General features: G+C 74.0%; 20 protein-coding genes and 2 tRNA genes. 12 read left to right on the top strand and 10 right to left on the bottom strand.

What is annotated here, in order from left to right; translation table 11 throughout:
- The first annotated feature begins 28 nt into the window (after positions 1–28).
- Entirely contained in the window at positions 29–1372 is a 1344-nt protein-coding gene (locus tag OG871_RS19625) for a nitrate/nitrite transporter (RefSeq protein ID WP_371498257.1), read from the top strand.
- Positions 1373–1403: 31 nt separating this feature from the next.
- Here the strand turns inward: OG871_RS19625 and OG871_RS19620 are convergent, their stop codons facing one another.
- Entirely contained in the window at positions 1404–2219 is an 816-nt protein-coding gene (locus OG871_RS19620) for a Bro-N domain-containing protein (protein ID WP_371498256.1), read from the bottom strand.
- A gap of 162 nt (positions 2220–2381) precedes the next feature.
- The gene (locus tag OG871_RS19615; RefSeq protein WP_371498255.1) at positions 2382–3215 is read right to left on the bottom strand and encodes a maleylpyruvate isomerase family mycothiol-dependent enzyme; all 834 of its coding nucleotides are present in this window, start codon (positions 3213–3215) and stop codon (positions 2382–2384) included.
- Between the two features lie 166 nt (positions 3216–3381).
- Here OG871_RS19615 and OG871_RS19610 point away from each other — a divergent pair, with 166 nt between their 5' ends.
- From OG871_RS19610 to OG871_RS19600, 3 genes are all read left to right on the top strand, one after another.
- Complete coding sequence (locus OG871_RS19610; RefSeq protein ID WP_371498254.1) at positions 3382–4179, top strand: carbon-nitrogen family hydrolase; 798 nt, start codon at positions 3382–3384, stop codon at positions 4177–4179.
- A gap of 145 nt (positions 4180–4324) precedes the next feature.
- A complete protein-coding gene (locus tag OG871_RS19605) occupies positions 4325–5308 on the top strand; it encodes a GntR family transcriptional regulator (protein WP_371498253.1) in 984 nt (327 codons plus the stop codon).
- A gap of 75 nt (positions 5309–5383) precedes the next feature.
- On the top strand, positions 5384–6031 hold the full coding sequence (locus OG871_RS19600) for a hypothetical protein (RefSeq protein ID WP_371498252.1): 648 nt from the start codon (positions 5384–5386) through the stop codon (positions 6029–6031).
- Positions 6032–6163: 132 nt separating this feature from the next.
- Here the strand turns inward: OG871_RS19600 and OG871_RS19595 are convergent, their stop codons facing one another.
- Complete coding sequence (locus OG871_RS19595) at positions 6164–6952, bottom strand: SLATT domain-containing protein (RefSeq protein ID WP_371498251.1); 789 nt, start codon at positions 6950–6952, stop codon at positions 6164–6166.
- A 467-nt stretch (positions 6953–7419) separates the two neighbouring features.
- Here OG871_RS19595 and purD point away from each other — a divergent pair, with 467 nt between their 5' ends.
- The 4 genes from purD (at position 7420) to OG871_RS19575 (ending at position 13452) form a co-directional block, all read left to right on the top strand.
- Complete coding sequence (purD, locus tag OG871_RS19590) at positions 7420–8670, top strand: phosphoribosylamine--glycine ligase (RefSeq protein ID WP_371498250.1); 1251 nt, start codon at positions 7420–7422, stop codon at positions 8668–8670.
- Positions 8671–9180: 510 nt separating this feature from the next.
- The gene (locus tag OG871_RS19585; protein WP_371498249.1) at positions 9181–10686 is read left to right on the top strand and encodes a hypothetical protein; all 1506 of its coding nucleotides are present in this window, start codon (positions 9181–9183) and stop codon (positions 10684–10686) included.
- 165 nt (positions 10687–10851) lie between these two features.
- Positions 10852–12432, top strand: coding sequence for a N,N-dimethylformamidase beta subunit family domain-containing protein (locus OG871_RS19580; RefSeq protein WP_371498248.1), 1581 nt, complete (start codon positions 10852–10854; stop codon positions 12430–12432).
- Positions 12433–12552: 120 nt separating this feature from the next.
- On the top strand, positions 12553–13452 hold the full coding sequence (locus tag OG871_RS19575; protein ID WP_371498247.1) for a phosphoribosylaminoimidazolesuccinocarboxamide synthase: 900 nt from the start codon (positions 12553–12555) through the stop codon (positions 13450–13452).
- A 67-nt stretch (positions 13453–13519) separates the two neighbouring features.
- Here the strand turns inward: OG871_RS19575 and OG871_RS19570 are convergent, their stop codons facing one another.
- The 7 genes from OG871_RS19570 to OG871_RS19540 form a co-directional block, all read right to left on the bottom strand.
- Positions 13520–14134 (bottom strand): response regulator, encoded by a 615-nt coding sequence (locus OG871_RS19570; protein ID WP_371498246.1) that lies wholly within the window; start codon positions 14132–14134, stop codon positions 13520–13522.
- Positions 14131–15423, bottom strand: coding sequence for a sensor histidine kinase (locus OG871_RS19565; RefSeq protein WP_371498245.1), 1293 nt, complete (start codon positions 15421–15423; stop codon positions 14131–14133). Before OG871_RS19565 ends, OG871_RS19570 begins: the two co-directional genes overlap by 4 nt.
- Before the next feature lie 86 nt (positions 15424–15509).
- Positions 15510–16355 carry an ABC transporter permease gene (locus OG871_RS19560; protein ID WP_371498244.1) on the bottom strand — a complete coding sequence of 282 codons (846 nt, stop codon included), beginning with the start codon at positions 16353–16355 and terminating at the stop codon, positions 15510–15512.
- Positions 16352–17353 carry an ABC transporter ATP-binding protein gene (locus tag OG871_RS19555; protein WP_371498243.1) on the bottom strand — a complete coding sequence of 334 codons (1002 nt, stop codon included), beginning with the start codon at positions 17351–17353 and terminating at the stop codon, positions 16352–16354. The genes OG871_RS19560 and OG871_RS19555 overlap by 4 nt, the downstream gene beginning before the upstream one ends.
- A gap of 186 nt (positions 17354–17539) precedes the next feature.
- A tRNA-Gly gene (locus tag OG871_RS19550) sits at positions 17540–17615 on the bottom strand.
- 50 nt (positions 17616–17665) lie between these two features.
- Positions 17666–17738 (bottom strand) — tRNA-Gly (locus OG871_RS19545).
- Positions 17739–17877: 139 nt separating this feature from the next.
- Positions 17878–18195: an Lsr2 family protein gene (locus OG871_RS19540; protein ID WP_033817889.1), complete on the bottom strand. Its 318-nt coding sequence runs from the start codon at positions 18193–18195 to the stop codon at positions 17878–17880.
- A gap of 467 nt (positions 18196–18662) precedes the next feature.
- On the opposite strand from OG871_RS19540, the gene purS reads away from it, so the two are divergent.
- From purS to OG871_RS19520, 4 genes are all read left to right on the top strand, one after another.
- Complete coding sequence (gene purS, locus OG871_RS19535) at positions 18663–18917, top strand: phosphoribosylformylglycinamidine synthase subunit PurS (RefSeq protein ID WP_371498242.1); 255 nt, start codon at positions 18663–18665, stop codon at positions 18915–18917.
- Positions 18914–19591, top strand: coding sequence for a phosphoribosylformylglycinamidine synthase subunit PurQ (gene purQ / locus OG871_RS19530; RefSeq protein ID WP_371498241.1), 678 nt, complete (start codon positions 18914–18916; stop codon positions 19589–19591). Before purS ends, purQ begins: the two co-directional genes overlap by 4 nt.
- Positions 19591–21846 carry a phosphoribosylformylglycinamidine synthase subunit PurL gene (gene purL / locus OG871_RS19525; protein ID WP_371498240.1) on the top strand — a complete coding sequence of 752 codons (2256 nt, stop codon included), beginning with the start codon at positions 19591–19593 and terminating at the stop codon, positions 21844–21846. Before purQ ends, purL begins: the two co-directional genes overlap by 1 nt.
- A 116-nt stretch (positions 21847–21962) precedes the next feature.
- A complete protein-coding gene (locus OG871_RS19520; RefSeq protein ID WP_371498239.1) occupies positions 21963–22790 on the top strand; it encodes a sterol carrier family protein in 828 nt (275 codons plus the stop codon).
- Positions 22791–22885: the final 95 nt, after the last annotated feature.

The raw sequence follows: 22885 nt of genomic DNA, 5'->3' as shown, positions 1-22885 counted from the left end.
ATTGATGGGATGACTAGCCTGGGCCACTATGACCGTGGACCCCGTGGGCACCGCTCGCTCCGTACCCGTACCCGTGCCCGGTCCTCGGCCGCCGGGTGTGCCGATCCCGGCGGGGCCGCCGGGCGGCCGGGGTGCCTGGCTGGCCTGGTCGGTCGGCTGCACCGTCTACGTGCTCGCGGTGGTGCACCGGACCAGCCTCGGCGTCGCCGGACTGGACGCCACCGAGCGGTTCGGCATCGGCGCCTCCGCCCTGTCCACCTTCTCGATCGTGCAGGTACTGGTCTACGCGGCCATGCAGATACCCGTCGGACTGCTGGTCGACCGCTTCGGGCCGCGGCGGGTGCTGCTGCTCGGCGTGCTGCTGATGAGTGTCGGCCAGCTCGCCTTCGCGCTGAGCGCCTCGTTCGGCCCGGCGCTCGGTTCGCGCGCGGTGCTCGGCTGCGGTGACGCGATGACCTTCATCAGCGTGCTGAGGGTGGCCGCCCGGTGGTTCCCGGCCGCGCAGAACCCGCTGGTCGCCCAGCTGACCGGACTCGCCGGAATGGGCGGCAACCTGGTCACCACCGTGGTGCTGGCCGAGGCCCTGCACCGGGAGGGCTGGACCTTCTCCTTCGGCGTCATCGCCCTGGCCGGGATCGCGGTCTTCGCCCTGGTCGCCCTGGTGCTCCGGGAGGCGCCGGCCGGGTCGGGCCGCCCCGGACCGGCCGGCCCCCCGACGGACGGGCGGCCGTCGGTACGACGGCAGATCCGCGAGGCCTGGCAGGAGCCCGGCACCCGGCTCGGCATGTGGGTGCACTTCACCACCGCCTTCCCCGCCGCCGCCTTCGGCCTGCTCTGGGGGCTGCCCTACCTGGTCGAGGGCCAGGGCATGACCAGGGGCGAGGCGGGCGGGCTGCTCACCCTGCTGGTGTTCAGCAACATGGCCTTCGGGGTGCTCTTCGGCCGGCTGGTCTCGCGCTCGACCGCCGCCCGGATGCCGATCGCCCTGACGGTCGTCGCCGCCACCGGGCTGTGCTGGGCGGTCGTCCTCGCCTGGCCCGGCGGACACCCGCCGCTCTGGCTGCTGGTGGTGCTGCTGCTGGTGATGGGCAGCAACGGCCCCGGCTCGCTGGTCGGGCTGGACTACGCCCGGGCGTACAACCCCGGGGAGCGGCTCGGCACCGCCTCGGGCATCGCCAACATGGGCGGCTTCATCGGGGCGATGCTCACCCTGCTGGGTATCGGGGTGCTGCTCGACGCGCTCTCGGGAGGGGGCGGATACACCGCGCAGACGTACCGGTGGGCGTTCTGCTGGCAGTTCCTGCTGCTGGCGGTCGGCACGACGATGATCCTGCGCCTGCGGCGGGCGGTGCGGCGGGCACCGCAGGGCTGACCGACCGGCCGGCCCTGCGGCGCCGCGCCGGTCAGAGCTCCCCGGCCTCCCGCAGCAGGTCCGCGATGTCGGGCGCCTCGCCGTAGATCCGCGCCCGGCCGAACTCGCAGACCAGCGGCCCGGCGTACGGGCCCGGCTGCGGCTTGGGGGCGTTCGCCAGATGGCGCACCATGTCCACCACCTTGAGCCGGGCGCAGCGGCGGATCGCCCGGCCGCCCCGGATGCCGACCCGCTCGACGCTGGTGCACTCGTAGGACGGGCCGAACGGCGGTCCGCTGTCCTGCCCCGGATCCGGCGTGTGGAGCTCCATCCGACCGTGCCGGCAGTGCACCTCCCCGTCGGAGCGGATGTGGATGCCGGCGCCGTCGAGGTGGTCGATCTCCGCGAGGATCTGCACCCGCTGCCCGACCGCCTCGGACAGGCTCTCGGCCATCCGCCGTTGCTGCTCCGGCAGATCGGTGTCGCCGCGCCGGATCGAGGGCAGGAGCTCGCCGGTGACCCACTCCTGGAAGGGTTTGGCGGAGGGCTTCGTCGACCTCATGATCAAGGTGTAGAGGCCGGACTCGCTCACCACCCCGACCGCCGGGTTGCCGCGTGTGTAGGGTTTCTCACCTGCGGAAACGTCATTACCCTCAGAATTTCTGAGGGTTACCGCGCGGAGGTCCACCGTGCGGGCGTCGACCTCGCGCACGATCCTCAGCGCTTCGCTGGGATTACTCCTCCCCAGCACCCTGCACACGTCCGCCGTGACGAACCACGGCGCACTGTCGATCATCACGACCCGGATCGGCTGTCCGGTGACCGGAAAGCTCGTCCTCACCAACACCATGTCGGCCTCGTCGTTCACTGCCGCCCCTCCTTCACGCTCGGTGATGGGCTGCCCGGAACAACGAGGCCGAACGAGTGGCGTACCGGCACCACGGGGACGTACGGGAGTGCGGGGTGCACCGCCCGGCGTGCGATCGTCCGCGCACACCTGATCGGGTGTCATGCGGGATCGTCCCGAGGATCAGGGTGTCAGTGCGAACTGGGCGAGCACCCGCGCCGCCAACTCCGTGTCACCGGCGACCCGGACGGCGCCCGCGACGGCCTCCGGCCGGACCCGCCCGCAGGCGAGCCGGACGTAGGTCTCCCAGTCGAGGGTGAGCCGGACGTCCGGCGCCAGGGTGACCGAGGCGTCGACGCTGCCGCGGCCGGTCTCGTCGACGCGGACGGTGCGCCGGAACTCCAGCGGTCCGGTCACGTCGACGGCGACCACCGTGCCGGCCGGGGCGCCGGCCAGCTTGGCGACCACCCGGGGCAGGCCCTCGACCAGGTAGTCGCGGGTGACCGCGGCGGCGGGCGAGTCGAGGTTGCCGGGGGCGCGCAGCGCACGCCGCAGGTCCTGCTCGTGCACCCAGACGTCGAAGGCCCGGGTGCGCAGCAGCTGGGTGTAGGGGACGTCGCGGGAGAGCGGGCCGGCCGGCCAGCGGACCAGGTCCTCGGGGCCCTGCTTGGCGTTGCGCAGGGCGCGCGAGCGCCGGATGACGGTGTACTCCAGCTCGCCGGTGAGCTCGACCGGGGTGTGGCAGCGGCGCTTGTCCACCGGCAGCTCCATGTACCGGGCGAACTCGCCGGTGACGTGCCGCAGGTCGCGCGGGAGCGAGTGGATCGGCCGGGGGTCGCCGAGCAGTTCGGACTCCACGCCGATGATGTGCGAGACCACGTCCCGTACCGACCAGCCGGGGCACTCGGTCGCCCGGTTCCACGCGTCGGTGGGCAGCGGGGCGAGCAGTTCGGTTATCGACTCGATGGAGTGGAGCCACGCGTCGGTGTACGCCTGCACGGTCTGGTTCTCCGTCACGGGAATCTCCGGTCCTCCGTCAGCTTCCGTCCCACGCGGCCCGGGGAGATGGGGAGACTCCTGAGCTTCCGGGCGCACGCGCTACCCGCACGTTACGCTGCCGGGTGACAGCAGGGCAGCGCTTTCGGGTGATGATCGTAGGACTCTTGTCGTGGACGGTGGTACTGTGCGCGCTTCTTTGATCCAACTCGCGGTCTCCGACTCCGAGCCGCCCGCCGAGCGGAGGGCCAGGGCCGCCGCGCTGGTGCGCGCCCAGCAGGGGGCCGACCTGGTGGTCCTGCCGGAGCTGTGGCCGCTCGGGGGCTTCGCGTACGAGGCCTGGGGGCCGGGGGCCGAGACGCTGGACGGTCCGACCGCGGAGGCGATGTCGGCGGCGGCCGCGGCGGCCGGGGCGTGGCTGCACGCGGGGTCGATCGTCGAGCGGGATCCCGACGGCCCGATCTACAACACCTCGCTGCTCTTCGCGCCCGACGGCGAGCTGGCGCACACCTACCGGAAGATCCACCGGTTCGGCTTCGACAGTGGCGAGGCGGTGGTGATGGGTGCCGGGCAGGAGATCGTCACGGCCGCCACCGACCTCGGCCGGATCGGCCTGGCCACCTGCTACGACCTGCGCTTCCCCGAGCTGTTCCGGGCCCTGCTGGACGCCGGTGCCGAACTGCTGGTGGTCCCGGCCGCCTGGCCGGCCCGCCGGCGGGAGCACTGGACGCTGCTCGCCCGGGCCCGGGCGGTGGAGGAGCAGGCGTACGTACTGGCCTGCAACACCGCGGGCACCCACGGCGGAGTGGAGCAGGGCGGGCACAGCCTGGTGGTCGATCCGTGGGGCCGGGTACTGGCCGAGGCGGGGCCCGACGAGGAGATCCTGACGGTGGAGTTCGACCCGGCCGAGGTGGCCAAGGCCCGGGCGGAGTTCCCCGTGCACCGGGACCGCCTGCTGGGGATTCCCGCCCCCGTCCAGCGCTGACCGGGCCCGCCCGTCCGGGCGGCCGACCGGGCCCTGTGATTAGGTCCGCTTTTGCGGATGCTTGACATGCTTGGCACCCGTGTGCGCAACTTTTGAGAAGGTGAGCCTGCGTCGCGTTCAGGCCTGTGGAGGAGGGGAGGTCCGGGTGCCCGAGTCCCGCATGCCCGGTGCCGGCCCCGGCCTGTCCGGCTTCGGGCTGCCGCAGGCCGCCGCGGCGGCGGGCCCGGACGGGCGCTCCCCGATCAAACGCAACAGCCTGCGGGAGCAGATCGCCGACGCGCTGCGCGAGGAGATGATGGCCGGCCGCCTCCCGGCCGGCCGCAACTTCACCGTCAAGGAGATCGCCGAGCTGTACGGGGTCTCGGCGACCCCGGCCCGTGAGGCGCTGGTCGACCTGGCGGCGCAGGGGCTGCTCCGGGCCGAGCACCACCGCGGCTTCACGGTGCCGGAGTTCGGCTGGACCGACTTCGTGGAGATCTTCGAGGCCCGCACCCTGCTCACCGACAGTGCGATCCGCCAGCTGCTGGTCCGGCCGACGGGCTACGACTGGCGCCGGCTCCCCTCGCTGCGCCGCCGGGCCACCGCGGCGACCCAGGCCTCCCGGGCCGGGCAGCTGGACGTGCTGGTCGGCTGCGACCTGAGGTTCTGGCAGGAGGCCTCGGCCCTGCTGGGCAACGCCCGGATCGCCGACTACCTCGGCTGGCTGCGGGTGCAGTCCTGGATGTTCGCGGCCCCGTACCTGCGGGCGGCCGACGACCTCGGCGGCGTCTGCTGGGACCGGCACGGCGAACTGGTGGACCGGATCGAGGCCCAGGACATCCCCGGCGCCCAGCGCGTGGTCAACGACTACAACCTGTTCACGGTGGAGCTGCTGGCCCGGCTCACCGGGCAGCCGGTGGAGTCGGTCTCGGTGCTGGCGCTGCTGCGGGGGCCGCGGCCGCCCGAGCCGGTTCAGGCCGAGCCCGTCGAGCCGGCCGGGGCCGAGGGCGGGGCCGCCGGACAGCCGGCCGCGGGGCCGGGGCTCGGGCTGGGCCGGGTGCCGCTGCCCCGGTTCGTCCCGCCCGGGAGGTTCGGCCGCCCGCTGAGGCTGCCGCAGCCGGAGAGCGGGGAGCCCGCGCCGGGCCGGTAGGGTGGGCCGTCATTGCCCGCCCGCCGTCGTGCCCCGCGCACCCGGCGCCCGCCCACCGGAAGGGTGAGCCGGCCCATGGCCTGCGACCTCTGGCTCGTCCCGCTCGTGGACGTCCTGACCCACAGCCCCGAGAATCCGTTCCGGGACGACCTGGTCCGCTACAACTCGGTGCTCGCCGCCAACGGCCTGCCCGAGGTGCCGGTCTACCAGTACCTGCCCGGGATCAGCGGAGAGGTCGAGCCGATAGCCGCCTTCGACTACGACTCGCTGCACTTCCTGCGCCGGGCCTACATGCTCGGCCTCACCGGCTTCGAGATCACTCCGGTGGACGCCCTCGGCGGTGACTACGAGCAGCTCCTGGAGATGTTCGAGTCGACCGCCGAACAGTCCCACCTGGTCTGGCACTTCGACCACGCGGGCGCCTACGTGCCGGTGGACTTCCAGCTGCCGCTGGTGGACGACGCACTGCTCGCGGCCGGCGGCCCGCTCGGCTCCTCGTACGGTCTGCTGCGTGAACTCCAGGCGGTGGCACCCGTGCTGGGCATCGACCCGCTCAACCCGCCGGCGCCCACCCGGCCGCTCGGTCCGACCGAACTGCAGCAGCCGTTCGGCCCGCCGCTGGACGACCTGCACCCGTACGCGCGGGAACGGCACGCCTGGGCCGGGCTCTACGCGGCGGCCACCCGGAGCGTCACCCAGGGCTCGATGGTGGTCTTCGCCTGACCCGAGCCGCCCCTGCCCGTCCTGGCCCGCCCTGACCCGTCCCGGGTCGCGCTCGGCCGCGCCGGGCCCGCCCCGAGCGGCCCCGGGACCGTCCGGCCGGACGCAGGGCCGGCCGCGGGGCTCGGGCGCCGGTCAGCGCAGCGGGCCCTCCGGCGGACGCTGGCGCGGCATGGTCGGCCGGGTGCCCGGCGGCGGCAGCACCCGTACCTGGGCGCCCATCCCGCTCTCGCTGCGGCCGCCCCACAGACCGGGGGACTGGGTGGGCAGCTGGGTCATCGAGGCCCGGAACTCCAGCATCCACTCCGAGGTCTCGCTGCGGACCATGTCGGAGACGTCCTCGCAGAACCGCCGCAGCACGCCGAGGCAGCGCTCGGCGGCCTCGCCCGCGGTGCCCTCGGTGGGGCCGAGCACCTCGCGCACGCACTCCGAGGCCCAGTCGAACTGGAAGGCCTCCAAACGCCGTTGCAGCGCCTGGGCGGTGGAGACGTCGCGCATCCAGCCCGAGGTGAGGCCGAAGGCCCGGTCGGCCAGCAGACAGGCCGCCGACAGCGCCAGCCCGACGTAGCCCCACTCGGCCGCCCGCTCCAGCGCCCCGGTCAGCGCCACCAGCGGGACGCTCACCCCGCCGACCGCGAACACCCCCGCTCCGAACCGCAGCAGCCGGGCCCAGCGGCGCTTCCAGACCCGGTCCCGGCGGTACCAGTCGATCGCCTCGACCGCGCGCTCCTCGGACCAGCGGTAGAGCTCCTCCAGCCGCTCGGCCGGCTCGCCCCAGTCGCCCAGCGGGAACTGGCGCGCGCTCAGGTCGGCGCGGCGGCGGGTGGGGGTGCGCCCGGCGGCGACGGGCAGGACGGGCTGGTCCTCCTCGCCGACGTCCTTGCCCCAGGCACTCTCCTCGGGCTGCATTTCCGGCTGGCTCACCTGTGGCGCTCCCTGTGGCGGGGTGACTGCGGAGGCCCGGCGGGTACCGGGACTGACCGTATGTGGAACGGATGCTGCTTCGGGCTGGGGGTCGTGCTGGCCGATGCGGGGTCCGGCCGGCCGGACCCGCGCGCGGGGGTGGGCCGCCCATGGTGTCGCGTCCCGGCCGGTGTCCGGTCATTGGTCCAACAGCACTTCTTACCGCCAAATGGCTGACCGTGGGGGCGCTTCGGCGGTGATCGTTATCGGAATTCACCTCCGGAAGGCGAGGTGAGAGGGTTGCGGCGGGTGGCGAGATTTCACCCTTCCGAGCGAGGCGTGAGTGACGCCGGTCACTGACTCGGGGGCGCGCCGGGGCGAAAGTCTGGAGGTTCCTCCAGCCCGCAAGTGCCCCCAGCCGGGGCGATTCGGAGGTTCCGACGGAGCCGCGGGCGGCCGTGAACAGGCCACCGACTACCCTTCCAGACGTGAAGGTCCTCGTCATCGGCGGCGGCGCCCGCGAACACGCCCTGTGCCGCTCCCTGTCCCAAGATCCCGCCGTCAGCGAACTGCACTGCGCCCCGGGCAACGCCGGGATCGCGCAGGCGGCGACGGTCCACCCGGTCGACCAGCTGGACGGAGCGGCCGTCGCCGCGCTCGCCCAGCGGCTGGCCGCCGACCTGGTCGTGGTCGGCCCGGAGGCCCCGCTGGTCGCGGGCGTCGCCGACGCCGTGCGCGCGGCCGGCATCCCGGTCTTCGGCCCGTCCGGCCGGGCCGCCCAGCTGGAGGGCTCCAAGGCCTTCGCCAAGGACGTGATGGCCGGGGCCGGTGTGCCCACCGCGCGCGCCTACGTCTGCACCACCCCGGCCCAGGCCGCCGAGGCACTGGATGCCTTCGGCGCCCCGTACGTGGTCAAGGACGACGGCCTGGCGGCCGGCAAGGGCGTGGTGGTCACCTCCGACCGGGACGCCGCGCTGGCCCACGCCGCGGCCTGCGACCAGGTGGTCATCGAGGAGTACCTGGACGGCCCCGAGGTCTCGCTGTTCGCGGTCACCGACGGCGAGACGGTGCTGCCGCTGGTGCCCGCGCAGGACTTCAAGCGGGCGCTGGACGGCGACGAGGGCCCCAACACCGGCGGCATGGGCGCGTACTCCCCGCTGCCCTGGGCCCCCGAGGGCCTGGTGCAGGAGGTGCTGGACACCGTCCTGCAGCCGACCGTGGACGAGCTGCGCCGCCGGGGCACCCCGTTCTCCGGCCTGCTCTACGCGGGCCTCGCGCTGACCTCGCGCGGCACCCGGGTGATCGAGTTCAACGCGCGCTTCGGCGACCCGGAGACCCAGGTCGTGCTGGCCCGGCTGGAGACCCCGCTGGCGGGCGTCCTGCTGGCCGCCGCCAAGGGCACCCTCGACACCCTGGAACCGCTGCGCTGGCACGACGGCGCGGCCGTCACCGTGGTGCTGGCCTCCGAGGGCTACCCGGCGGACCCGCGCACCGGTGACGTGATCGAGGGCCTGGCCGAGGCGGACGCCGCCGACGGCACGGTCTTCGTGCTGCACGCCGGTACCCGGGCGGACGAGGACGGCCGGGTGCTCACGGCCGGCGGCCGGGTGCTGTCCGTCACCGCGGTCGGTACCGACCTGGCCGAGGCCAGGACCCGCGCCTACGCGGGCGTGTCCCGGATCGCCTTCAAGGGCGCGCAGCACCGCACCGACATCGCGCTCAAGGCCGCGGGGGAGTAGGCCCGCGACCTCCGTCGGCCCCACCGACCCCGCGCCGGGCAGGGCGCCGCCGCCGGACCACCCGTCCGGCAGCGGCGCCCGTCCGCTTTCCGGTGGGGCCGTGCCGGGCGCGGCCGGCCGAGGATTTCCAGCCCATCGGGTGACTCCTTGGGTATCCGGCTGACGTAGTGCGACGGACGGCCGTAGGGTGCGCTGGATCGCCGCGGCCTGCTGGGTGCCGTTGCGGCCCGCCGCCGTCGGTGGGGCCGTTCCGGGGGGATGCTGGGGCCGGTGGTGTGTGCGAGCCGTCACCAGGACGGGTGGAAACCCAGGTGATTCGGAACACCCAGCTGCACGCGGGCGTCAAAACTGTCAGAAGTGCCACGCAGGATGCACAACCGGGGGTCGGCTCCGCCGTTTCCCGTTCGGATATTGATCGTTTCCGAGAGGTCTCGGATGTCCTGATCGCTGGTCCCAGCGGATCACCGGTCGTAGCGGCAACCGAGTGCCGCGAAGGGGGTGTCGCGCCGTATGGCCGCTGCCTACGCTGCCCGTGCACGTGCCCAGGCCGTGCTGAGGGTCCGCGGGCTGGCCCTGGCCGCCGCCGTGCTGCCCGCCGCCGTCGGTGTCGTGCTGCTCGCCGGGCGGTTCACCGGCCGGATCGGCGCACCCGGCTCCCCGGACGGGCCCGGCTGGGACGCCGTCCGCTGGGCGGTCTGCGGCGTCGCCGCCGTCACCCTGCTGCTGGCCGGCCTGGTGGCCCGCTCCCACGCCAGGGCGGAGCCGCCGGTCACCCCGGCCGTCCCGGTTCCGGAGCCGTCGGCGCCCGAGCTGCACCGACTGATCGGCGAGCTGGCCGACCGCCTGGAGGTGCCCGCCCCGGCCGGCATCGCCCTGACCCCGGACTGCGACAGCTGGCTGGAGGACGGCCGGCCGCTGCGGCGCGGCCGCCGGGCCGCCCCACCCGCGCCGGTGCTGGTGATCGGCTCGCCGTTCCTGTGGTGGATGCGGGCCGCCGAACTGCGCGCGCTGCTCGCCCCCGTGGTGGCCGGCGCGGCCGCCTCGGCGGACCCGGACATCGCCGCCGCCCGCCGGTTCGTCCGCGGCCTGGACGCGGCCCTGGGCACCCGCCACCGTGGCCCGGCCGCACTGATCGACCGGATCAACCGCGCCCTGCTCGCCGCCTGCCGCGAGCACTCCGCCGAGCTGGAGCGGGCGGTCGCCGCCTGGGCCTCGGAGCAGGCCAGGGCCGTCGACTACGGCCTGCGGATCGCCGCCCAGGAGCAGGTCGGCCTCGCCTACGCGGGCTGGGACAGGCTGCTCACCCGGGTCGCGCTGCCCGCCTGGCGGCTCGGCCGGCACCCCGACCACCTGAACGCCGGGGTGGTCTCCGCGCTGACCGATCTGTCCCGCCGGGACCGGCTGGCCGACAGCTACGAGACCCGGCTCGGCGACCGGCCCGCCTGCGACCTGCTGGAGGAGCCCGGCCGGGTCGACGAGGCCGTCTCGCTGCTCGCCGCCGGCCTGCTGCACGAGCCGCCGGAGGGCGGCTGGCAGCCGCTGGACTGGGCCGACTACCCGGCCGAGGTGGTCGACCACGGCTGGCGGGTCCAGGCCGTCGCCCTCCAGGCGGCGCTGGACGGGGCCGGGCCGATCGGCCCTTCCGCCGCCCCGACGCTCACCCGGCTGCTCGCCCGGCTGGCCGGCGGCGAGAGCGAGGCGCTCGCCGCCGCGCTCGCCGGCCAGGCGGCGTGCGCGGCCCGGGTCGCGCCCCCGCTGCCGGCGGTCCGCAGCGGGCGGGAACTGCTGGTCGAGCACGTGACGGCGATGGTCTGCTGCGCCGCCGTCGACACCGGCGTCGCCACTCCCGGTCTGGACTGGCTGGACGGTCCGGTGCTGCTCATGGCGGGTGGCCGCCGGGGCGAGCCGGGCCCGGCCGTGGCCCGGGCGGTCGAGCAGGGCGAGGACAAGCCGCTGCGGGCCTGGCTGGAGTCGGCCGGGATCCGGCTGGAGCGGCCGGTCCGGCTCCCGGGCTGAGTGGCCCGCGGCCGCCGGCCGGGTGGCCGAATCGGAGTTTCCACACCACTAGTTGCTACCGTTGGGTGACGCAGCGCCAGCATTGTGTGGTGTGCTGGACCGCACGCACATCCGTCTGGCAAGTGCCACCGGGGAGATCGTGCGACGTGCTGGTGGGGAGGGCGCGTGGGGAGAGAACTCAACCGCCGTTGGGAGTCCGCCACGCTGGCGCACAGCGTGTCCGACCCGTTCGGCCAGGGCCCGCTGCCCTGGCTGCGGAGTCCCGACGAGTACCTGGCGGGGGTCGAGGCCACCGTCCCCTGGTACGTCAGCGTGGACGCGCCGGGTCAGGAGCCGCTGACCGGGCCGCGGCCCAAGCCGCCGGTCGGCACCCCGAAGACCTCGGACGACGTCGACCAGCAGATCAAGGGCTTCGCCTCGGCCGGGGTGATCCGCCCCGGCGGCGCGGTGGACTTCCGGGTGACGGTGAACCCGCCGCGCGAGTTCACCGTGGACGTCTACCGAATCGGCCACTACGGCGGCGACGGCGCGCACCTGGTCACCTCCAGCCCGCTGATCGCGGGCCTCGCACAGGCCGCGCCGCTGGTGGTCGGCCGCACCGTCTCGTGCCACCACTGGTGGCAGTCCTGGCGGTTGCACATCCCGTCGCACTGGCGGCCCGGCGCGTACGTCGCGGTGCTGACCACCGCCGACAACCTGCACCGCAACCACATCCCGTTCACCGTGCGGGACGCGGCGGACCAGGCCGGCCCGGCTCGGCCTGCCGAGGCGCCGGCACAACGGCCCGTCCCGGCACCGGAGTTGCTGCTGGTGCTGCCGGACGTGACCTGGCAGGCGTACAACCTGTTCCCCGAGGACGGGCGCACCGGGGCCAGCCTCTACCACGCCTGGGACGGCGAGGGCCGGCTCGCCGGCGAGTCGGGGGCGGCCGTCACGGTCTCCTTCGACCGCCCGCACGCGGGGGCGGGGCTGCCGCTGCACGTCGGCCACGCCTACGACTTCATCCGCTGGGCCGAGCGCTACGGCTACGACCTCTCCTACGCCACCGCCTCCGACCTGCACGCCGGGCTGGTCGATCCGACCCGGCACCGGGCCCTGATCTTCCCCGGGCACGACGAGTACTGGTCCGAACCGATGCGGCGGGCCGTGGAGCGGGCCAGGGACGCCGGGACGTCCCTGGTGTTCCTGTCCGCCAACACCATGTACTGGCGGGTCGACCTCACGGCCGGGCCCTCCGGCGAGCCGAACCGGCTGCTCAACTGCCGCAAGCGCCAGCGCGTTCCGGCCGGGATGCCGGCCACCGGGGCGGCGGGCGCGGGCAGCGCGCTGTGGCGGGACGCGGGCGAGCCCGAGCAGCACCTGCTGGGCATCCAGTACGCGGGCAGCGTGCCCGAGCCGGTGCCGCTGGTGGCCCGCAACACCACCCACTGGCTCTGGGCGGGCACCGGGCTCGCCGAGGGCGGCGAGGTGCCCGGGCTGGTCGCCGGGGAGGCGGACCGCTACTTCCCCAGGGTCGCGCTGCCCGAGCACACCGAGCGGATCCTGCTGGCCCACTCGCCCTACCGGGACTCCGAGGGCCGGCCCGCGCACCAGGAGACCTCGCTCTACCGGGCGCCCAGCGGTGCGTACGTCTTCTCGGCCGGGACGTTCGCGTGGTCGCCCGCGCTGGACCGGCCGGGCCACACCGACGAGCGGATCCAGCGGGCCACCGCCAACCTGCTCGACCACCTCTGCAAGGAGGGATGAGCGCCGGGCCGGTGGGGAGGCAGGCGGGGCCGGGTGGCGGGTCATGACAGACTCGGGGGCAGTGACCTCCCCCTTCGCGGCCCGCAGAAACGCGAACCACCCCTGAGGACTGAGACGACCTTGAGCGGATTTGTCACCAAGCCCGAGCCGGTCCAGGTGCCCGGCCTGGTCCACCTGCACACCGGCAAGGTGCGCGACCTGTACCGCGCCGAGAACGGCGACCTGGTGATGGTGGCCAGCGACCGCACCTCGGCCTTCGACTGGGTGCTGCCCAACGAGATCCCGGACAAGGGCCGCATCCTCACCCAGCTCTCGCTGTGGTGGTTCGAGCGGATCGTCGACCTGGTGCCCAACCACGTCGTCTCCACCGAGGTCCCGGTCGGGGCGCCCGCCGACTGGAAGGGCCGCACGCTGGTCTGCCGGAGCCTGGAGATGGTGCCGGTCGAGTGCGTCGCCCGCGGCTACCTGGCCGGCTCCGGCCTGGAGGAGTACCGGGCCGACCGCACCGTCTGCGGCATCGCCCTCCCGGAGGGCCTGGACAACGGCTCCGAGCTGCCGGCCCCGATCTACACCCCGGCCCTCAAGGCCGAGGTCGGCGAGCACGACGAGAACGTCCCCTACGAGGAGACCGCGCGGCGGATCGGCGCCGAGCTGGCCGCCACGCTCCGGCAGACCACGCTCGCCGTGTACGGCCGGGCCCGGGACATCGCGCGCGAGCGCGGGATCATCCTGGCCGACACCAAGTTCGAGTTCGGTCTGCTGGACGGCGAGCTGGTGATCGGCGACGAGGTGCTCACGCCGGACTCCTCGCGTTTCTGGCCGGCCGACGAGTGGCAGCCGGGGCGGAACCAGCCGTCCTTCGACAAGCAGATCATCCGCGACTGGCTGGCCTCGCCCGCCTCCGGCTGGGACCGCCACAGCGAGCTGCCGCCGCCGCCGCTGCCCCCCGAGATCGTCGAGCACACCCGGGCCAAGTACATCGAGGCCTACGAGCGGCTCACCGGCACCAGCTGGGTCTGACCCTCACCCCGGGGGCGGCCGCGGAGACCCGCGGCCGCCCCCGGAGTCGTTCCCCGGCCAGCCCCGGTCAGATCCAGCCGTGCTCGCGGGCGATCCGCACGGCCGCGTGGCGGTTCTCCGCGCCGAGCTTGGTGGCCGCTGCGGACAGGTAGTTGCGCACGGTGCCGGGGGACAGCGCGGCCCGTTCGGCGATCTCCCCGATCGAGGTGCCGTGCGCCGCGAGCTCCAGGACGTCCGTCTCGCGCGGGGTGAGCGGGCTGTCACCCGCGCTGATCGCGTCGGCGGCCAGCTCGGGATCGACGTAGCGCCCACCCGCCCGGACGGTGCGGATGATTCCGGCGAGGTCGGCCGCGGAGACGGTCTTCGGCAGGAATCCGCGGACCCCGACCTCCAGCGCCCGCTTCAGGTAGCCGGGCCGGCCGTGGCCGGTGACGATCATGACCCGGCACTCCGGCAGCACCCGCCGCAGCTCCGCGGCCACCTCGATGCCGTCCAGTCCGGGCATCTGCAGGTCCAGCACCGCGACGTCGGGGCGGTGCGCCCTGGCCATCGCGAGCGCCTCGGGGCCGGAGGCGGCCTCGGCCACCACGGTCAGGTCCTCCTCCAGGCCGAGCAGGGTGGCCAGCGCACCCCGGATCAGGTGCTCGTCGTCGGCGAGCAGGATGCGAAGGGGTGCGGTCATCGGGCGGCCACCTCCAGGGCCGGTGCGGGGGCGGCGAGCGGCAGCACGGCGGTGATCCGGAAGCTGCCGGGGGCGGTGGCCGGGAGGGTCAGCGCGCCGCCGTGGGCGGCCAGCCGTTCGCCCAGGCCGGTCAGTCCGGTGCCGGGGTGCGCGCCGTCCCCGCGGCTGTCCTCGCGGCCGTCCTCGCGGCCGTCCGTGAGCCCGGTCGGCACCCCGTCGTTCTCGACCTCCAGGACGGCCCGGCCGTCCTCGGCGCGCAGCCGGATCGAGCAGTGCGACGCCTCGCTGTGCCGCAGGACGTTGGTGGTCGCCTCGCGGACCACCCAGCCGAGCACCGAGTGGGCCACCGGCGTCAGGGCCGCCGGGTCCGGTCCGAGGTCGACCGCGCAGACCACCCCGGCGGCGCGGAGCACCGAACGGGCGCCGGCCACCTCGGCCCGCAGGTCGGCGGTGCGGTAGCCCCGGACCACCTCGCGTACCTCGCGCTGCGACTCCTGGGCGATCCGCTGCACCTCGGTCATCTGGTCGGCCGCCTCGGGGCGGCCCCGACGGGCGAGCTGGACGGCCAGCTCGCTCTTCAGCGCGATGGTGGTGAGATTGCGCCCGAGGACGTCGTGCAGGTCGCGGGAGAACCGCAGCCGTTCCTCGGCGACGGCCAGCTGGGACTGCTTCTCCCGGGCCTCGTCGAGCTCCCAGACCACGCCCGCCAGCCAGGCCGAGCACCGGCAGGTGGCCGCGACCACGGTGAGCGAGATCGCGGCCCCGAGCAGCAGCCCGAGCACGGATCCGGCCGGGAGTCCGGCGGCCGCCATCGCGGGCACGGTGAGCAGAAGGGCGCCGGCCGCGACCAGGGCGGCAGTACGGCGGCTGCGCAGGGCGACGGACACCGGGGCGAACCAGAGCACCAGCAGCGAGCTGATCGTGGGTGCGTTGGACAGTGACCCGCCACCGCGGACGGTCGGATCGATCAGAAGCAGGCCCGAGACGCCGCCGACCATCAGCAGGACGGCGGCCAGGATCCAGCCGGTGGGGCGCTCGCGCCGGCCGAGGTAGTGGTCGAGCCCGCGGCGGAAGAGCACGAAGGCCAGGACGGAGCCGGCCAGCGAGAGGGCCAGCGAGGCCACCGCCACCGGGCGGGAGACCGCCAGCCCGGCCGGGCCGTTGACCGTCCCCACCACCACCAGGGGCTGGACGAGCACCATCGCGTACAGCGACCAGCGGACGTAGATCTCGGTGCGTTGCGGCTTCCCGCAGGCCCGCCACCGTTGCAGCGGCCGCCACGGCCCCATCGTGTCCCCTCCCACCGGCATGACATGCGTGCGCCCCCATCCTGACGGGCCGCCGCCGGGCCGGTGGCACCGGCCCGGCGGCCGGTTCAGCGGCGCGGCTCCCAGCGGAACCAACGGCGGGTCGCCCACCAGGCGGCGGCGGTCCACAGGACGGCCAGGCCCAGGTGCGGGGCGGCCGGCGCCCAGGTGCCGAGGAAGTCGGTCGCGGGCCGCGAGCCGTCGCCGCCGAACCAGCCGAGCCGCAGCAGCTGGAAGGCCGGTGTGGTGGGCAGGGCCCGGCAGAGGTCGGCGACGCGCTCCGGCATCACCTCCAGCGGGATCAGCAGACCCGAGCCGAACTGGGCGATCAGCATCAGCGGGAGCGTGGTGATCCCGGCGCTCTCCACGGTCCTGGTGAACGCGCTGGACAGGGCCGCCAGCCCGGTCAGCAGCGCCACCGCGAGCGCCAGCCCGGCGGCCATCAGCAGCGGGTTGACCGGGGCCGGCAGGTCCAGCAGCACCGCCCCGGCGACGCCGAGCACCGCGCACTGCAGCAGGGCCAGCAGCACCGAGGGGACGGCGGTGCCGGCCAGGATCTCCAGGTCCCGTGCCTCGCCGGTGCGCAGCCGCTTGAGCACCAGCTCACCGCGCCGGGCGACGTACGCGGAGGTCAGGTTGTAGTAGACGACGAAGAGCAGGACGATCCCGGTCACGCCGGTGACCATGGCGGCGTCGACGTCCAGGCCCGGGGTGCTCTCGGCCTGCTGGCGGAGCATCCCGCGCACGGCGCCGACCAGCAGCAGCGGCAGCGCGACGGCGGTGAACAGCGCGGTGCGGTTGCGCAGCAGCAGGGTGCTCTCGGCCCGGCCGAGGGCGAGCAGGCGCCCGGCCGTCGTGGTGGTCGCGGTGGTGGTCGCGGCGCGGGGGGCGGCGGGGGTCGCGGCGGTGGTCATCGGGCGCTTCCGATCGGCGTGGGAGCGGGTGTGGGAGCGGGCGGGGCGGCGGTGGTGCGGCCCTCGGCCGCGATGGCCAGGAAGGCCTCTTCCAGCGAGGCGCTGCGGGCGTCCAGCGCGGCCAGCGCGATGCCGTGGTGTGCGGCCCAGCCGAGCAGGGTGGTGAGGTCGGCCTGGAGGGCGGGGGTCTTGACGGTGATCCGCCGGCCCTCGGCGGTGACCTGCGCGCCGTCCAGCGGGGGCAGGTCGAGCGTCTCGTGGCGTCCGGCGCGCTCGGGCAGTTCGAAGCTGATCCGGGCCGGGCGTCCGGCGATGACCTCGGCGACGGTGCCGCCGGTGATGACCCGGCCGTGATGCATGATCGCCAGCCGGTCGGCGAGCTCCTGGGCCTCCTCCAGGTAGTGCGTGGTGAGCAGCACGGTGGTGCCCTGCTCGCGCAGCTCCCGGACCAGCTGCCAGACGGCGGCCCGGGCCTCGGGGTCGAGGCCGGTGCTCGGCTCGTCCAGGAACAGCACCTCGGGACGGCCCAGCAGTGCCATCGCCAGGTCCAGCCGGCGCCGCTCGCCGCCGGACAGCTGCTTGACCCGCACGCCGCGCCGCTGGTGCAGGCCGACCAGTTCCAGGGCCTCGTCCACCGGGCGGGCACCGCTGGTCAGCCCGGCCCAGCTGCGGCCGGTCTCGGCGACGGTGAGCTCGCCGGGGAAGCCGCCCTCCTGGAGCATGATGCCGATCCGCGGGCGGAGTGCGGCCCGCTCCCGGTAGGGGTCGTGGCCGAGCACCCGGACCCGGCCGGCGGTGGGCGCGGCGAGGCCCTCGATCAGCTCCATGGTGGAGGTCTTGCCGGCGCCGTTGGTGCCGAGCAGGGCGAAGAGCTCGCCGCGGTGGACGGTGAGGTCCAGGCCGCGCACCGCGTCGAAGCCCTTGTCGCCGGCGGGCCCGTAGCGGCGCTGCAGCCCGAGCGCCTGGACGGCGGGCTCCGGGTGGCTGGTGTTCGTCATGCTGCCAGCCTTCCGCCGGCCGGGCGGCGCGGGCAGTGCGCGCCGTCACCGGCCGCCGGGGGCGGATCCATGGATCGGCGGTGACAAATGTCATCGGTCGCGGTTCGCCTGTCGTGGGTCACCGGTCGCGGCGGCGAGTGCCCGGGAACGCCGAAGGGCCCCCTCGACCGAGGGGGCCCTTCGTACTGGAGCGGACGACGAGATTCGAACTCGCGACCCTCACCTTGGCAAGGTGATGCTCTACCAACTGAGCCACGTCCGCATGTCTGTGAAGTTGTCCTGCGTTGTGCTGCTACGCCTTTCGGCGTTGCGAGCGGACGACGAGATTCGAACTCGCGACCCTCACCTTGGCAAGGTGATGCTCTACCAACTGAGCCACGTCCGCACGGTGCCTGGGCACCGGCCGCCTCTTGGGTGTTCCCCGTTGTGGCGACGAGAAATACTCTACAACATCGATCGGACTGCTCGCCCCACCCTTCCTCCGGGGAGGAGGGGTGGGGCCCCCGAGCTGCTCGGGTGAGGTCTCAGTTGGCGTCCGCGAAGGCCTCGTAGACGTGCTTCGGGATCCGGCCGCGGGCCGGCAGCTCCATGCCGTTGGACTGGGCCCAGGCGCGGACCGCGGCCGGGTCCGGGGTGAGCGCCGTGCGCCGGAAGGACTTTCCGGTGCGGCTCTGGCGGCGCCCGGCCGCGACGAACGGGGCGAGGGCCTCCCGCAGCTTTTCCGCGTTGTCCGCAGACAGGTCGATCTCGTACGACTTCCCGTCGACGCCGAAGTGGACGGTTTCCGCGGCGGCGCCGCCGTCCAGGTCGTCGGAGAGCGTGACGACTACACGCTGAGCCATGGGTGTCAATCCTCTCGGGCAATTCGGCCGCCGGGTGTCGGAAGTGCCCCGGGTGCCCCGGTGGCCGGTGGGCCGTGCGTAAACGGGCAGGCTTGCGGCCATGCCGATACGCCGCGCCTGCGGCTGCCGGTCGCCCTATTCTGCACCCAAAGGGGCCTGAATACGAAGGGCTGGGGATTCCTTTTTCGGGAAATTCACGTGATGCGCGCGAGGTCTGATACCGGGCGGATAGGGGTGGTCGATCTGTCCGGAGTGCGGGTATTCGGGTGTTCTCGTCGCGGGCTGTCGCGGAGCATTAACCGGCCGGAAAACCGCCCGGTGCGCGGGGGGTGGAGAGGCCTGGAACCCTTGGTGCGTAAGGGGTGGAGGTCTACGCGCGTCGCTATGTCCGGCCCGCAATCCGGCCCGAAAGCCCAGGTAGTCTGAAGGTCCCCCCGCCTTCACGCACGACACCACCGGGAGTGCCAGTGGCACGCGTCGTAGTCGACGTCATGCTCAAGCCGGAGATCCTCGACCCCCAGGGACAGGCGGTGCAGCGTGCGCTGCCGCGTCTCGGATTCAACGGGATCGCCGACGTCCGCCAGGGCAAGCGTTTCGAGCTGGAGCTGGAAGGGCCGGTGGACGACGCCGCCCTCGCCCGCATCCGCGAAGCCGCCGAGACCTTCCTCGCCAACACCGTGATCGAGGACTTCACCGTCCGAGTCGAGGAGGAGGGCAAGTGACCACCCGCGTCGGCGTAGTCACTTTCCCCGGCTCTCTCGACGACCGTGACGCCCAGCGCGCGGTCCGCCTGGCCGGCGCCGAGCCGGTCGCCCTCTGGCACCGTGACAAGGATCTCCATCAGGTCGACGCCGTCGTCCTGCCGGGCGGATTCAGCTACGGCGACTATCTACGGTGCGGCGCCATCTCCCGCTTCTCGCCGGTGATGGAGACCGTCATCGAGCAGGCCAAGCTGGGAATGCCGGTCCTCGGTATCTGCAACGGCTTCCAGGTGCTCTGCGAATCGCACCTGCTGCCCGGCGCCCTGACCCGGAACGACTCGCTGCACTTCATCTGCCGCGACCAGAAGCTGCGGATCGAGAACGTCGCGACGGCCTGGACCGCCGATTACTCGGCCGGCCAGGAAATCGTCGTCCCGCTCAAGAACGGCGAGGGCCGCTTCGTCGCCGACGGGCATGTCCTCGACGAGTTGGAGGCCGAGGGCCGGGTGGTCGCCCGTTACCTCGACGTCAACCCGAACGGTTCGTACCGCGACATCGCCGGTATCACCAACGCCGCCGGCAATGTCGTCGGTCTGATGCCGCACCCCGAGCACGCGGTGGAGCCGCTCACCGGCCCGACCACCGAGGGCCTGGGCTTCTTCACGTCCGTCCTGAAGCAGCTGGTGAACGCCTGATGTCCCTGGATACCGTCAAGAACGCCGAGCAGACCCCGGACTCCGCCCAGCCCTGGGCCGAACTCGGCCTCAAGGAGGACGAGTACGCGCGGATCCGCGAGATTCTCGGCCGCCGTCCCACCGGTGCCGAGCTCGCGATGTACTCGGTCATGTGGTCGGAGCACTGCTCGTACAAGAGCTCCAAGGTCCACCTCAAGCAGTTCGGCGAGAAGGCCCCGGCCTCGGACGCGATGCTGGTCGGCATCGGCGAGAACGCCGGTGTGGTCGACGTCGGCCAGGGCTACGCGGTGACCTTCAAGGTCGAGTCGCACAACCACCCGTCGTACATCGAGCCCTACCAGGGCGCGGCCACCGGCATCGGCGGCATCGTCCGCGACATCCTGGCGATGGGCGCCCGCCCGATCGCCGTGATGGACCCGCTGCGGTTCGGTGCGGCCGACCACCCCGACACCCGGCGCGTGCTGCCCGGGATCGTCGCGGGCATCGGCGGCTACGGCAACTGCCTGGGCCTGCCGAACATCGGCGGCGAGGTCGTCTTCGACTCCTGCTACCAGGGCAACCCGCTGGTCAACGCGCTGTGCGTCGGCGTGATGAAGCACGAGGACATCCACCTCGCGCAGGCCTCCGGCGCCGGCAACAAGGTCATCCTGTACGGAGCCCGCACTGGCGGCGACGGCATCGGCGGCGTCTCCGTGCTGGCCTCGGAGACCTTCGACGCGACCGGCCCGGCGAAGCGCCCGGCCGTCCAGGTCGGCGACCCGTTCCAGGAGAAGCTCCTGATCGAGTGCACCCTGGAGATCTTCGCCGAGAAGCTGGTGCTCGGCATCCAGGACCTCGGCGGCGCCGGACTCTCCTGCGCCACCTCGGAGCTGGCCTCGGCCGGCTCCGGCGGTATGCGGATCGAGCTGGACACCGTGCCGCTGCGCGACAACACGCTCTCGCCCGAGGAGATCCTCATGAGCGAGTCGCAGGAGCGCATGTGCGCCATCGTCGAGCCCGGCAAGGTCGACCGCTTCCTGGAGATCTGCGAGAAGTGGGACGTCATCGCCACCGTCATCGGTGAGGTGACCGACGGCGAGCGCCTGGAGATCTTCTGGCACGGCGAGCAGGTCGTCGACGTGCCGCCGCGCACCGTCGCCCACGACGGCCCGGTCTACCAGCGCCCGTTCGCCCGCCCGAGCTGGCAGGACGCGCTGCAGGCCGACGCCCCGACCGCGGACCGCCTGGTGCGGCCGGCGAACGGCGCCGAGCTCAAGGCGGCCCTGCTGGCCGTCGCGGGCTCGCCCAACCAGGCCTCCAAGGCGTGGATCACCGACCAGTACGACCGCTACGTGCTGGGCAACACGGTGCTCTCGACCCCCGAGGACTCGGGCATGGTCCGGATCGACGACGAGACCAACCTCGGCGTCTCGGTCGCTACCGACGGCAACGGCCGCTTCGCGAAGCTGGACCCGTACACCGGTGCCCAGCTGGCCCTGGCCGAGGCGTACCGCAACGTCGCGGCCGGCGGCGCCAAGCCGCTCGCCGTCTCGGACTGCCTCAACTTCGGCTCCCCCGAGGACCCGGACGTGATGTGGCAGTTCGCCGAGGCCACCCGCGGCCTGGCCGACGCCTGCCAGGTCCTGGGCACCCCGGTGACCGGCGGCAACGTCTCGCTCTACAACCAGACCGGCGAGATCGCCATCCACCCGACCCCCGTGGTCGCGGTGCTCGGCGTGATCGACGACGTCACCCGGCGCACCCCGATCGGCTTCGCCGAGGAGGGCCAGCTGCTCTACCTGCTCGGCGACACCGCCGACGAGCTGGGCGGCTCCGCCTGGACCGAGGTCGTCCACGGCCACCTGGGCGGCCTGCCGCCCAAGGTCGACCTGGAGCGCGAGCGGCTGCTCGCCGAGATCCTGATCGCGGGCTCCCGCGACGGCATGATCGACGCGGCGCACGACCTCTCCGACGGCGGTCTGGGCCAGGCGCTGGTCGAGAGCTGCCTCAAGGGCGGCAAGGGTGCCCGCATCGTGGTGCCGGAGGAGCTCGACCCGTTCGTGTTCCTGTTCTCCGAGTCGGCCGGCCGGGCCGTGGTGTCCGTGCCGCGCAGCGAGGAGCTCCGGTTCAACGACATGTGCGGCGCCCGCGGCCTGCCGGTCGCCCGGATCGGCGTGGTCGACGGTGACACCCTGGACGTCCAGGGCCAGTTCAGCGTCTCGCTGGCCGAGCTGAAGGACGCGCACACCGGTGTGATCGAGGCCCTGCTCGGCTGATCGGTCCGCACCCCGAGGGCGGCCCGCCGGACGGCGGGCCGCCCTTCGCGCGTCCGCGCCTCGTACGTCCGCGCCTCGTATGTCCGCCCTTCGCGCGGTCGCGCTAGCCTTCCGGCATGGCGAACCGGACCCGTACGTACGACCCCGTGAAGGTGCGCGCCGCGCTGGCCGCGCAGACCGAGGCCCTGCGCGCCGCCGTCCGCGCCCTGTGCGCCGATCCGGCGGCCGAGCGGCTGCTCGCCGCGCCGACCAGGCTGGGCACGTGGACCGTCCGCGAGCTGCTGGCCCACCTGGCGCTGCAGGTGGGCTGGGTGCCCCGGCACCTGGACCAGCCGCTGGAGGGACGGCAGCCGCTCGGCCTCGCGCAGTGGGTGGCCGGGGTCGGCGGTCTGGCCCCGCTGCTCGACGGCGCGGCCCGCGAGCACGCCGCCCGGGCCTTCGAGGGCCCCCCGGCGCAGGTCGCCGAGGAGTTCGAGCGGGAGGCGGACGCCCTGCGCGACCTGCTGACGGGCCCGGCCGCGGCGGATCCCGCCCGGCGGTTCGAGATCCGGCTCGGCTCGATGACGCTCGCCGACATGCTGGTGACCCGGCTGGTCGAGACGGTGGTCCACGCGGACGACCTGGCGGACGCGCTCGGCCGGGGCGACTTCCCGCACGACCGGCAGGCGCTGGCCGCCGTCGCCCGGCTGCTGGCGGACTCCTTCGCCGAACAGGTGCCCGGCGGGGCGGTCGAGCTGCGGGTGCCGCCGTTCGCGGTGGTGCAGGCCGTCGAGGGACCGCGGCACACCCGCGGCACCCCGCCGAACGTGGTCGAGGCCGGCCCGCTGGCCTGGATCCGGCTGGCCACCGGGCGGCTCGACTGGGCGACGGCCGTCGAGGAGGGGGCCGTCTCGGCGAGCGGCGAGCGCAGCGACCTGAGCGCCCACCTACCGGTGCTGGGCTGACCGGCCGGCAGGCCCTCCGGTCCGGCGGAGGGCCTGCCGGGCGGGACCCGGGCCGGTCATCAGTAAGCTCGTGCCGACCATCGGGCGGATGACGC

The sequence above is a fragment of the Kitasatospora sp. NBC_00374 genome, from assembly GCF_041434935.1.
Lineage (GTDB): Bacteria > Actinomycetota > Actinomycetes > Streptomycetales > Streptomycetaceae > Kitasatospora.
This window is presented reverse-complemented; position numbering and strand designations above follow the sequence as displayed.